The 13175-nt window shown below is 44.9% G+C and carries 10 protein-coding genes; 3 read left to right on the top strand and 7 right to left on the bottom strand.

Annotated elements, in window-relative coordinates; all coding sequences use genetic code 11:
* Window positions 1-16 precede the first annotated feature (16 nt).
* The 4 genes from UB51_RS23230 to UB51_RS23215 all read right to left on the bottom strand — a co-directional run bounded on the left by UB51_RS23230 (window position 17) and on the right by UB51_RS23215 (window position 5938).
* Window positions 17-1339 carry an extracellular solute-binding protein gene (locus tag UB51_RS23230; RefSeq protein WP_044879340.1) on the bottom strand — a complete coding sequence of 441 codons (1323 nt, stop codon included), beginning with the start codon at window positions 1337-1339 and terminating at the stop codon, window positions 17-19.
* A gap of 137 nt (window positions 1340-1476) precedes the next feature.
* Entirely contained in the window at window positions 1477-3030 is a 1554-nt protein-coding gene (locus tag UB51_RS23225) for a response regulator transcription factor (RefSeq protein ID WP_234405490.1), read from the bottom strand.
* Between the two features lie 30 nt (window positions 3031-3060).
* The gene (locus UB51_RS23220) at window positions 3061-4830 is read right to left on the bottom strand and encodes a sensor histidine kinase (RefSeq protein ID WP_044879338.1); all 1770 of its coding nucleotides are present in this window, start codon (window positions 4828-4830) and stop codon (window positions 3061-3063) included.
* Window positions 4831-5071: 241 nt separating this feature from the next.
* Window positions 5072-5938 carry a LysR family transcriptional regulator gene (locus UB51_RS23215; RefSeq protein ID WP_044879337.1) on the bottom strand — a complete coding sequence of 289 codons (867 nt, stop codon included), beginning with the start codon at window positions 5936-5938 and terminating at the stop codon, window positions 5072-5074.
* A 129-nt stretch (window positions 5939-6067) separates the two neighbouring features.
* Here UB51_RS23215 and UB51_RS23210 point away from each other — a divergent pair, with 129 nt between their 5' ends.
* Window positions 6068-7048 (top strand): zinc-binding dehydrogenase, encoded by a 981-nt coding sequence (locus UB51_RS23210; RefSeq protein WP_044879336.1) that lies wholly within the window; start codon window positions 6068-6070, stop codon window positions 7046-7048.
* Window positions 7049-7433: 385 nt separating this feature from the next.
* On the opposite strand, the gene UB51_RS23205 is transcribed toward UB51_RS23210, so the two are convergent.
* Both UB51_RS23205 and UB51_RS23200 read right to left on the bottom strand, forming a co-directional pair.
* Entirely contained in the window at window positions 7434-8657 is a 1224-nt protein-coding gene (locus tag UB51_RS23205; RefSeq protein ID WP_044879335.1) for a macrolide family glycosyltransferase, read from the bottom strand.
* A 359-nt stretch (window positions 8658-9016) separates the two neighbouring features.
* Window positions 9017-9622, bottom strand: coding sequence for a hypothetical protein (locus tag UB51_RS23200; protein ID WP_044879334.1), 606 nt, complete (start codon window positions 9620-9622; stop codon window positions 9017-9019).
* Between the two features lie 160 nt (window positions 9623-9782).
* On the opposite strand from UB51_RS23200, the gene UB51_RS23195 reads away from it, so the two are divergent.
* Together UB51_RS23195 and UB51_RS23190 are read left to right on the top strand one after the other, a co-directional pair.
* Entirely contained in the window at window positions 9783-10523 is a 741-nt protein-coding gene (locus tag UB51_RS23195) for a response regulator transcription factor (protein ID WP_044879333.1), read from the top strand.
* Entirely contained in the window at window positions 10501-11856 is a 1356-nt protein-coding gene (locus UB51_RS23190; protein ID WP_044879332.1) for a sensor histidine kinase, read from the top strand. Before UB51_RS23195 ends, UB51_RS23190 begins: the two co-directional genes overlap by 23 nt.
* 119 nt (window positions 11857-11975) lie before the next feature.
* Here UB51_RS23190 and UB51_RS23185 read toward each other — a convergent pair whose 3' ends face one another.
* Complete coding sequence (locus tag UB51_RS23185) at window positions 11976-13061, bottom strand: polysaccharide deacetylase family protein (RefSeq protein WP_044879331.1); 1086 nt, start codon at window positions 13059-13061, stop codon at window positions 11976-11978.
* Between the last annotated feature and the right edge of the window lie 114 nt (window positions 13062-13175).

The following is a 13175-nucleotide window of genomic DNA, read 5'->3' as shown; positions in this document are numbered from 1 at the left end:
ACTCAGGATAGCCTTATTATGGGGTAACGGATCTTGCCTGTGCGTCCTGAAGTTTCTTCGCAACACTTTCTGGAGTGCCACCTGTCATAATTTCTTGGAGTCCGTTATTGATCACTTCTGCTGCTTCCGCAGACAGATATGCATCGTAGACCGGTGTGATATTTGTCTTCTTGACCAAATTGAACGCTTTATAATAAAGCGAGCTTACCTTGGATTGATCAATCTCCATATCGTACATTACCATGGAATTACTCTCTGCAATGGCCTTCTGAGCTTCCGGACCACTCATAGCATAAATGAGATCGAGAGCTGCATCTTTAGCTGCACCTTCTGTACGTTTGCTCAATGCCATACCGCCGCCGGCTCCACCGGAAATGGTGTTCGAATCTCCTTTACCTCCTGGAATAGATGGAAGTACAGTGACATCAATGACCTTCATCTGTTCTTCACTTGCTGATGCTGCTAAGTTGGTTAGCGTCCAGGCGCCGCTAATCATCATAGCCGCCTCCCCTTGAATGAAATATTGCTCTGCTTGCGTATTGTCTATACTGTTGGCACCCTCTTGGAACGCCTTATTATCGACAAGCTGCTTAAAGTAACCTAGTGATTGAATGAATTCAGGATCTGTGAATTTCGCACCCTTTTGAGCAGATGCATTCTTAAACCATTCTGTCCCGGTTACACGATCTGCAAGCGAACCGATTATTGTCGATTGCGCCACCCATGGTGCTTTATTGCCTAGTGCAATCGGAGTGATTTTATTTTCGTTAAAAACCTTAATGGCTGTCAACATTTCATCCCATGTTGTTGGGACCTTAACCTTATATTTCTCAAATATGGACGTGTTATAGTAGAGAATTGATGTTGCTGACATACTTATAGGAGCTGAGTAAATCTTGTCTTGCTCAAATGTGAAGGCATCAAACGCGCCCGGCATGAAATTGTCCTTCCACTCCGGATTCTTTTCAATAACTTCTGTAATCGGTTGCAATAATCCGGCTTTATGTAATTCAGCCGACTGACTTCCCGCATAAACGAAAAATATATCAGGCAGTTCATTACCAGCCGCAACCGTGCTTAAGCGTTGACGATAGCCATCTGGCGGAATTGCTTGTGCATCGAGTTCAACCTGCGGATTGTCCAAAGCATACTTCTCAATAAGTCCTCTCACCGCTTTGGCACGCAAGTCATCTCCGGCAAAGTTATGCCATATGGTCAGCTTTACTTTCTCATCCTTTTTGGTGACTTCTGCAGCTTTGTTGTTGCCGCTGTCCCCACAAGCTGCAAGGATAAACGCCATAATCAATAGCATAAGACTCATTTTCCGTATTGATCTCATAGTCAATCCCCCTTAAGTCATATAGAGCGAACCAATTAACTAACCTTAGTTCATCCTATAACGATGAATACCCTAATTATAAAGATAATGAAAGCGGATACATAGGGGATATAATTCAGTTGATAGGGGGATAATTCTCAGCTCTTACCCCGATACTCCGAAGGGGTCTGACCTGTGAATTTTTTGAATAAACGATTAAAGTGCTTGATATCCTCATATCCGATTTGATTGGCTACTTCGCTGATTTTAGCGGGTGTCTCACTTAACATGGACATCGCTTTACGTAGCTTGGCCTGTGTAACAAATTCAATATAATTCTGCCCGGTTTCCCGTTTGAATACTTCGCTGAAATAGTTCGTGTTCATATGTACATGTTTGGCTACTTGACTCAGGGATAGGCTTTGATCTAAGTGATCGTGAATATAGGCAAGAGCACGCTGGACCGGACTTGTAGCTGAAGCCATAAGACCGTACTGATTCATCATCAATTCAAAATGATAAATAAGTGTCTGCTCTGGCCTTTGTGCCAATTCTAACTTATCGACTTCCTCTCCATGAGGTAGCAAATTTGAACACCCGATTGAAGTCGCGGCGCGTTCCAACCATCGGTAGCCAGCAATAAGCAAAGAGTTCAAGTAAGCCTGAACCGAACCAGGCGTCGCCTGATCATCCTGCTTGCTTCGCTCTAATATATTCCCAATCCGTTTCCGTAATTCTTCCTTACTACCCGCTCGCAATAAAGAGGTAATTGCAGTCTCTTCTTCTATCGTACAGACCCTTCGGAGCCCTTTGCGGTCTCCAATTTCTTCATAGCGAACACTCCGCTCATGATCTAGCAGCCAAGCATAGGAGCTGGCCTCTACAGCGGTGTCCATAGCTTGCCGTAGCTGATATACATCTTCTATACTCCGACCGCAAGCTGCAAATAGCTGGCATTGGAGTACTTGCTCCGCTTTTCGAATCGCCCACTCTACCGGGTCCCAGCCATTATTATCGGCTTTTATTTTAACCAGTAACAATAAGGATTGATTCCATGGTAGCCACTCGCACGGCAAAAGTCCTGTTAACATTTCACCAAGTGCGCTATGCAGCACATCAAGATTACGGACCTCTTCTAAGTCCTCATCTTCTATTGAGATGATCCAGATCTGTAGTAACTGTTTACCTTTGTTCAGACGTAGCTCTGGGTACCTGTTCCATAGTTCCGTTACTGTCTCTTCCTTTAGACAGGAAGCAGAAGTAAACAATTCTCTTAGAAAGCTTCGGTTCACTACGGTTTCCTTCGCCTTACCCTGTTCATTCTCATGTCTTCGCCGTTCGAGTCGTTGCTTTGCTCTTAGAGCAGCTTGAATAATCTCATCGGGGCGACTTGTTTTGAGCAAATAATCGCTGACCCCTTCCCGTAATGCTTGTTGCGCATATACAAACTCATCAAAACCAGAGATAACGATCATTTCTATGTCGGGATATTCCTTTTTCACTTCATGAGCCATCTCCAGGCCACTTTTTCCGGTCATCCGAATGTCCGTAAAGATAATTTCCGGACGTTCGGTAGGAATACGCAGTAGGGCCTCTTCAGCCGAGCCGGCCGGCTCAAGTACAGTGAATCCGCTAGCTTCCCAATTGATTACTGTACTTAATCCGGTGCGAATAATCACTTCATCGTCAACAATTAGCACTTTCACTCTCATCGTCTCCTTCGCCACATTCCTTGTATGCTGCTAGCTGTCCGTATCCCGTAAGATGGGAATAGTAAACATGACCCGGGTTCCCTCTCCTTCAGTCCCCTCAACGCGAAGCCCTGCTTCCTTGCCATAATGAAGCAGCAGTCGATTATGAACGTTACGCAGCCCATAACCCCCTTTAGTGGGACGTTCCTTCTCATGAGCTGGATGCTCCGACAACTTTGTGTGAAGCCAATTCAATCGCTCAGGCACAATCCCGATACCATCGTCTGCTACGGTAAAATGGATACCTTGTTCATCGCACTTGGCATCGATTGTAATACAGCCGTGTCCATCACGTTTCAATATGCCGTGTAGCATCGCATTTTCAACCAATGGCTGTAGTAGAAGCTTCAACATCAACTGTTCCTGTATAGCTGCATCCACATTCACCTGAAATACAAATTTATCTGGATATCGAATGGATTGAATGCTTACATAATTTTGGACATGGCTAATCTCTTGCTCAATAGAACAATATTCTTGACCATTATTTAGACTAAATCTCAAAAAGTCGCTTAATGATCCCACCATTTGAGCAATTTTAGCATCACCATTCATAAGTGCCAGCCAATGAACGGAGGATAAGGTATTGTACAGAAAATGCGGATTCATCTGAATTTGTAGCGCCTGCATATCTGCTTCCTTTTTGAGTGATTCATTCCATTTGACTTCGTCAGTTAGTTGGACAATACGGGAGCTTAGCTTGTTATAACTGACAATAAGCTGACCCACTTCATCTATCGACTTCACAGGAATCGCAGGCACAGGCTCTTCCGGACTCCAATTCTTGAGGAATTTGGTTAATGCAGACAACGGATTCGTAATTTTCTGGATTAGAAAGAGAACGAAAATAATAACGAATAAAATCGCAACGGAGACAGCTACCGCCGTCAAAATAAGAAAGTAACGGTTTTGCGAACGATACTCTTCGGAAGGAATGATACCAACCAACTTCCAGTTCCCGCTGGACATGATTTTATAGAGAATGGTTTTCTTTTCGGCACCTTCCCCATAATCCATAGATCCGCTCACGCCTTCAAAAGGACCGATATCTGGATAATAATTTGAAAGTGGAAGGTTCGTCTCCCAGTTGGAAGGGCCCGCGAGAATCCGATTCTTCTCATCAAGGAGCAGAATAAACCCACTTTTCTCCAAAACGGATTGCCTGATTTGTTCCGAGATCACGGATTGATCAAGATTGATCTGCTCTCTCCCGATAAGTCTGTATTTATCTGTGCTGCGAATCGGTCTGGCGAACGTAATGACCTTACGCACTCCTTCGAAAGTCCATTGCTGATGGACGCTGGACCACCATTTAGATTCTTTTTCATAATAATTGGGGATGGACTGCGTTATATCAATGAAATCAGACCCCACTAATGATTTATGAGAAATGGGCGGTTTGGCACCTAACGGTTCAATAATGATATTCGCAATATAATCTTTGGAAAAGGCCAGATTTGTTAAGAAGCTAATAATAGATGTTTGCTGGACGAAATCACCTTCAGGTGATTTCAGATAATTCTGTACGCCATGATGTCCGATTAGGAATAAAGACATGTTCTCCACATCTTTGACCATCGTAGCCAAATAGGCCTCAAGCTGGCGTAGCGTGTTCATCCCTGAAATTTTTGCCTTCTCTTCTGTCAGACCTGCCGCTATGTTATAAGAGAAGAATCCCAGAAACAGCAAAGGAACAAGTGTGGTGATAATGATTAACAGCGATAATTTGTGCTTAAGGGATCTCCCTAGCCATTTTTTCATGCTCACACCTCGCTCTAGTTACACATAGCGGAATCTGGATATTCACCAAAGTAAACGCTTTCAATTATAAACCTTAATATGTATATATTCCACTTAGGATTATATGGTAACATATTCATCGCACAGGGTATACATCCGCATGACTCCCGCTGGAAGTCCAGAACACAACAGAAAAAGCAGCCATCACAAAAGTCTCTCTGCGATAACTGCGATCAGGGGAAAGCTTGAGAAACGTACGACTTCAAAACACCGTACCCTCCTGTTCAATCCATTGGAGTAATCTTAATAACGCACTAGAGTAAATCGAGTCCCGCCGATGTACAAACCATACCTGCAAATCCCGGTACTTTTCAGGCAGACGGTGGGAAGTGATTATTCCTGCTTCTTCCGCCTTGGCAATCGAAGATCGTGGTAGCATAGACACGCCGAGCCCAGCGGAAACCCCACCTAGAATCACTTCTAGTGTTCCAAATTCCATAATTTTATAGGAGGTCAGCCCGCTTTCGCTTAAGAAGCTCTCAGCTCTTCTGCGATGTGTGCATCCAACGTCGAAAAACAACATCGGTTTCGTAAGCAATTCGCGTATATCGCTCTTCCCCGGTTCCGAGATCAGCACCAACTCCTCTTCGAAAGCCGCAACGTATTCTATATCTGGATAGTCAATGGGTCCATAGACAAAGGCTCCATCTAGTTCGTAATCCAACACCTTTTGTAAGAGACCATGTGTCACACCCGTAATGAGGGATAAATTAACATCGGGATATCGTGAGTGATACTCGGTCAATAGAGGGGTCAAATGAATGACCGCTGTCGTCTCGATGGAACCTATCCGGAGAGGACCTGCAGGATGGTCCGAGTATTGTGTAGATTTCACAGCCTCGTCCATCAAAGTCAGTATTTTATCCGCATATTCCAGCAGGTTCACGCCAGCCGGAGTTAGCGTCATCCCCCGATTGGATCGCCGAAAAAGGGGTATCTTCAACTGAGTCTCAAGATACTGAATTCGGGTAGTCACATTAGACTGTACATAATTCAACATTTGCGCGGCCTTCGTTATGCTACCCTCGCGCGCTACGGCTTGAAATATTCTCAAATCTCCGCTTTCCATTTCTAAATCACCTGCTTGGTATGATCATTTATGATACTCACATTCGGTTTTGTTCATTTTACTGGAAGATCCCCACTATGTACAATTCAATATAGATTCATCGAAATACGAATTACGGGAGGAATTAGGATGAAAGCAATCGTACATGCCGGCTTGAAGGGCCTGACATATGAACACGTTATTGACAAACAGCCGAGCTACGGCGAAGTAAAAGTGAGGCTGAAAGCTGCAGGGTTGAACCATCGAGACTTGTTCCTCATGGCAGATAGAACAGAACAGGATGCCCCTTTGATTCTCGGTTCGGATGGCGCGGGCAGGATTGAAGCAATAGGTGAAGGCGTATCCAACCTTACAGTAGGTTCAGATGTCATCATTAATCCGTGTATCGGATGGGAATCCGCCGACAATGTTCCATACGTTCCAGCCATTGTAGGCGGTCCTTCAGATGGTACATTCGCCGAGTCTATCATCGTACCTGCGCAAAATGCCGTCAGCAAGCCAGCTTACCTATCTTGGGAAGAAGCGGGCGTGCTGCCCTTGTCCGCCTTGACAGCCTATCGGGCTCTGTTCACGAGAGGCTGCTTACAGCGAGGTGAACATGTCCTTATTCCTGGTATTGGTGGCGGTGTAGCGACTTATGCCATGCTTATGGCTTCAGCGGCGGGTGCACGAGTCAGCGTCACATCGCGCAGTGAAACGAAGAGACAAGCTGCACTCGCACATGGTGCTGACTATGCATTTGACAGTCATAGCGATTGGAAGAACAGTATGAACGGTGACACCGTGGACCTCATCCTTGACAGTATCGGGCCTGCAACGTTTCAACACTACTTTGAGATCATTAAGCCGAATGGCCGTATCGTTACGTTTGGAGCAAGCTCGGGAGATCGAATGGAGATCCCGATACGATCCATATTTTTCCCCCAAATCAGTATCATCGGCACCTCAATGGGAAGCAGTGAAGAGTTTACTGCTATGCTTCAATTTATGGAACGCCACTCGCTCCGCCCTATCATTGACAGAGTGTATCCTTTACAAGATACGATTCAAGCCTTTCAACGACTGCAACAGGGAGAGCAATTCGGTAATATAGGGGTCAGAATAGATTGAGCTAAAGACCAAGCCACTGTAAGCCTCCGCTAGTGACCTCGATTCATAGTTGTTTCTATACGTATCCAAATAAAGGCTCAAGTGGTGAGCCTTTATTTGGATGCTCTAGTCCCGCCAAGCTTGAGAAATGTAAAAAAAAGAAAAGATGACTTCTAAATAAATTAGAGGTCACCGCATTTCCACCGGTAGCATGTATTGATCGGGATCGTTAATCATAATCGTAGCTAGTAAAAGAGAGTAATGTTCGAGTCTGTTAAATCTTTTGTGATAATGATCTACAAAATCCCTTCAGGTAAACAAAGCAAGTCCTTCTTCACAGATTTCTTTGTCTACCATAAGGGAATATTTACATATAACGCCCAGGCTCATAAACACTTTCAGTCTATCAGTCTAGTGAAGGGATTGCTGACAATCTACAATCGGCAAAAAAGTTCATGATGGCAGCAGCAGCCTGCTTGTAGCCACCAGCCTGACGTAAAGTTTCGCCAATCACGCAAGCTTGCTGCTTATAGGATGCATTGTTCAATACCTCTAATAAAGCAGTTCTCAACGCCTCGGGAGTGAGGTTGTCTTTATCAACGATAACACCCGCACCAAGCTCCTGCACCCGCCTTGCCACAAGAGGCTGATCCGAGGTCAATGGAAGCATCACCAGCGGCACATTGTAATACAAGGCTTCACTTGTACTGTTCATGCCAGCATGTGTAAGAAATGCATCTACATGTTGCAGCACTTCCAGTTGCGGAAGATATGGCCTTACTATAAAATTGTCAGGGATATAATCAACCAATGGCTCTATATTTGTTTGTTTCCCTGAAGACAATATAAATTGTACAGGCAAATCATGAAATGCTGTAAAGCAAAGCTTATAAAAATCAATGTCTCTATTTAAAATGGTTCCCATTGAAATGTAAACTGTCTGTTTATACGAAGTATGAAGCCGTTCATATGAGAAAGTTGGCGCATCATTGCGAGGCACAATAGAAGGGCCAGAAAAAATAAAGCTATCGTCCAGCCTTTCCGCTAATGGTTGAAAATAACGGCTTGTATATACGAGCTTTAATTGCCCTGGATGCCCAGTAATGTCCTCCATAGCAGGAGCTTCCACATCGAAACGAGCAGCTAATTGCTGCGTCAATTTCATTGTAGTCTCATAGAGCTCCCTAACCTCTTCATTGCTCACCTCTAATTCATAGCCTGATCCCAGAGGCTCCACAAAAACAAAGGAACTGATAGAGCATACCGCTGGTATGCCCAGCCTTCCAGCAATGATTTGGCCTCCCCATCCCATTAAAGAGTCAAAAATCAAATAATCATATGATTCATTCTCGATAACTCTCAGAACCTCCGGGATAATCCGCTGAATAATACTGCTAACCATCCTATGCGCAAATTGATAAGGATGGTTAAATTCTATCGGCTTTAAATCAGGATCTTTAAAGAAGGTATAGGTTCTTAATTGTGCTCCTGTCTGTTCAATTTTCGTACGATATTCTTCTGTGCACACATAGACTATTTCCTCGCCGTTCTCTACCAGCTGCTTGATTAACCCCAACGACGGATTAACATGTCCCTCTGCAGGTGTCATAACAACTAATACACGCGCCAAGTACTCCACCTCCAAAGTCATTATTTTAACCATAATATGCATAGCAACTATTTACTGAAAAAGAGACATGCACGATGTCCCGCCTTACAACAGGACAGTTCTCTCACTTTCAGTTAGTAAACTTTGTTGTTATGGATATTTTATACATTAATACCAATTATGTAAATAGTATGTCACTTTCGCATTCGTCCACAGGGAACTTCAAGTGCCAACGGTGTCCCATTGTTTCATCCGTGGATTTAAACACCATACGAAAATAAAACAATCCCTTCCCAGCCGGACGGCTGAAGCAGGGATTGTCTTATTTTTAATATCTCCTTGAATGTTGTTCTTGCAAACTCTTATCTCTATCTATTTCATTACTTTGCTGTTTCGAAATCCGCGATTTGCTGCTTGTACTGTACCAGTAGCTCAGCTAAAGCTTCCTTGATCGCAATCGCATCTTTGGATTTAGATGCGTCATTTAGAGCGATTTGGGCTTTAAAAAAGGCTTGATCAGCTTCGCTGAAATGTCCCAATACACCGGTTTCACTCGCAATACCGGAAATAATCACATCTCCTTCTACCGCTATGATCGACGTGGCAATCGTACTTTCTACATCCATCGCATCGTCGATATTTATCTCAAAGGCCTGATCAAGCTCAATGTTAGCCTTATCCATTTCGATGAAAAATGGCATATTGTTGGTTTCTTCAGCTACCTTCTTGTATTGCTCTAGTGTCTTCTGCCAGTCTTCCAGGCTATTGGGTGAATAGGTTGTAACCAGTTCCAGAGGGTTAGCCCAGCTACTCATAATAAAAGTAGTAGTTAATACATTGGCTGCTGGAGTAGTGACGACTTTGGACAATGCTTCTGGGCTCACTGTCTTAGGCTCACTAGCTGCGTTCGTTACAGTTGGTGCGGCAATTGCGGACACTAGCAGGGCGGATAGAGCTAACTTTTTAAATATCAACTGATGATTCATGAATACAACACTCCTCGTTGTTTCAAATGATCTTACAAGTCCAAGCTTACAAAAAAGGTGTGGCAAAATATTGGTTGATTTGTGGAAAAATGATGGCAGCTCTCTATACTCCTCTGCGGCTTGGTATACTTATGAGAGAAATAATCTGGAGGTAACATAAATGAATAATAACTATCTCATTGCCGTAGTGGACGATGATCAGCATATACGCAATCTTGTGGAAGCTTACTTGCAAAAGGAAAATTACCGAACCATCGGACTTAGTAGTGCAGAGGAAGCATGGACTTTGTGGCAGACAAGCCCACCGGACATGTGGGTGCTCGACATCATGCTTCCCGGCATGGACGGGTACGAATTTTGCAGGCGAATCCGGAATGAGGCAGAGGTGCCGATCATTATGATTTCTGCAAGGGATAATGAAGTTGATAAAATATTAGGTCTGGAACTTGGAAGCGATGATTATCTGGTCAAGCCGTTTAGCCCCCGAGAGCTAGTAGCCCGCATTAAACGGCAGCTCCAACGGTGGTATAAAATGAGCAACCCGGTAGTAGAAGGGGTAAGCATCCCAACTACGCCCGCCCGCATTGAAATCGGCCGGCTTCAGCTGTTGCTGGAGGAAAGACGCGTGTTCTGGTGTGAAGAAGAAGTAGACCTGACCAGCAAAGAATTCACAATGCTGAGGGTATTCGCCGATTCACCGAACCGCGCCTTTACGAGAGACGAGTTGCTGACATTCGTCTGGGGAGACGATTATTTTGGAAGCGACCGCGCCGTCGATCATTTGATTAAGAGGATGCGTAAAAAGTTAGAACATGTACCGATTGAAGCGGTATGGGGACATGGCTATCGCATGAGAACAGAGGGGGATGAGCAGACGGATGAAGCTGGTACATCAGATTAATTTAGCCTTTGGCATAGCGCTGGTGTTAGTGCTTTCCGTCACGGCTGTCGTGATCCATCATGTGCTGTTAGATCATTTTATCGGAGTACAGAAGGAAGATTTGAAAACAATGAGTGTTGCAATGACAGCCTCGTTAAGTCAGGAAAGCGCGGAAAATATGGTCATCGGGGATCCATTCACCATGTTACCCGCAATCATATCTCCTGCAACTGCAGGTGTTGAGGCCATTCTTACCGATGAGACAGGAAACGTTGTGTCCACATCTGTGCCTATGGATCGCATCGAAATAGTCATGGGCACTACGGCAAGCGAAGCCTCGAATCTACAAAACATTTGGAACGGGACGGATAAACGGTTTATTACTGAAGTTAATGCAACGCCTCTAGGAACGTTGACTCTCCTTACTCCTATGAGCAAGGTTGAAGCCATCGAACAAGCGCTGCTTAGAAGACTACTCATCGTTTTCTGTGTGGCAGGGGTGCTTATGTTCCTGTTGAGTCTATTTATCACGAAAAAGCTAATTCAACCTTTGATGAGGCTGCGGGATGAGCTTAAAAAGGTGAAGGATCGACACTTTTCAGACGTTAAGTTGATCAAGGCCGGAGGGGAAATTGGGTCCGTCGCGCAATCGGTATATGAGATGGCTGGTGAATTGAGACGGTTTAACCATGTGCAGAAGCAATTTTTTCAAAATGCTTCCCATGAATTAAAGACACCCTTAATGTCCATCTCAGGTTACGCCGAAGGGATCAGAGACGGCATTTTCGAAGGTGAAAATGTCCCGAAGGGCCTCGATATTATTATGAGTGAGAGCGGCCGGTTGAAGAAACTCGTTACGGAGATGACGCTGCTTGCGAAGCTGGACAGTGAGGAAGATATATTCAAAACCACGGAGGTTTGTCTGAAGGACCTGCTGATAGAAACCATTGAACGTATGAACCCTCTTTTGATGAAGAGAGGGCTGACCCTGCATACGTCATACGACGAGCATGAACCACTTACGATCCGTGCCGACAGGGATAAGCTGTTACAGGCACTACTTAATGTGGTCTCTAATGCAACCCGGTATGCAAATCAACAGATCCATATTGATGCTACGATCAAGAATGGCCGCATTGAAATATCAGTTAGCGATGATGGTGCCGGAATATCAGAAGACCTGCTTCCTTATCTGTTCCACCGGTTTGTAAAAGGAAAAGACGGTGAGTCCGGACTCGGGCTGGCCATATCCCGTGCGATCATCGAGCGCTGCGGAGGTCTTATCACGGCGGGCAACCGTAAGGAAGGCGGTGCGGTGATCTCGATTGGATTTCCTGCGGCATCGCCCACGTAGCCGTTCAACAGTAATCGAATCGGGTATAACCGCATTAACCAAATTTTCATTAAAGTCGTTTTCCCCGCTCCAGACGGGTCAGGGGCTGCCATTAAACCGGCAACCCCTTTATTTACTCATTATTGATCTTCCTTAATCTCCGATTGCCAGCCTAGCTGTCTGCACATCTCGTTCAGCTTGCGAATATCCCGTCTTGCCTCAATTCGGGTTAGTCCTAGTCCAGACGCAGTTTCTGCAGCCCAACGAAGTAGGTACACCAATGTATCCGCATGTGCTTCCTTTACAGCATAATCCAATAATACAAGCGTATCTTTCGTGACGCCGACGCGTACATAACCCCAATAGGAGCCACTAAACTCCTTGACGGAAAACAGCTGTCGATTCTCCGTAACGCCAAACTCACGAAGAGGATTCTCTAGATGCTCAAGCCATTCGCTCTCGGAAGTGAATTGCAGTGTATATTGTGGAATGCTCCATTCTATCGACTGGGCTGCAAGTTCCTGGCTGTTATTCAAGGGAACCCAACCTTCTGTGGAATTTTCCAGCTTAGTAGGAACCTCGACCGTAATTTTCCAAGGCCTGTAACCCACTTCTAATCCAACGGACTCTAGTATTTCGGGTATACCTACGCCTCTCAGCCCTCTTTGTTTGGCTATCCGGATAAGCGATCTTAAAGCATCAGGAGAGCCTTTCGCAATATCATTGCTATGCATGACCACAATCGCACCTTTATCAAGAATAGGCTCGACCTTAGCAACAATATCCTCCGCAGATCTGCCTGCCCAATCTCCGGAATCGATCCCTTCGATATCCAGATACCCCCACTCGGCCAACCAATCTAGATTTTCCTCCCGGTACGAACAATAAGGAAAACGCATAAAGCTTGGGCAAGGAAGGCCCGTCGCCTCCTGATAAGCCAACTCAGTCAGCTTTAGCTGCTCCAAAAATACGGACTTTGGTACTTCTTCCATCCGGCGATGATGATATGTATGAGGGGCAAGGACATGACCCTGGGAAAGTATTTCTCTCGCTTTGTCCGGGTATCTATCCATCCACTCTCCTGTGAAGAAAAAGGTACCCACGACTCCTTCCTGCTCCAGAACATCAAGCCACAACTCAAGTGGAAGTTGGGAGGGTCCGTCATCAAACGTAAATGCGCAGATTGCTTGGTTAACATCACCTTGCCAAACATCTATAACTGACATGTTTCCGCCTCTTTTCTAACGTTTTATACAATGTATCATAGTCGAGGGTTAATAGCTGTTTCAATATTGTTCTCTCCACTCACAGCATAATCGATTTCTCCCAACTCTTTCTGT

The organism is Paenibacillus sp. IHBB 10380 (genome assembly GCF_000949425.1).
Lineage (GTDB): Bacteria > Bacillota > Bacilli > Paenibacillales > Paenibacillaceae > Paenibacillus_AQ.
The sequence above is the reverse complement of the archived record's forward strand: the minus strand, read 5'-3'. Positions and strand labels throughout refer to the sequence as shown.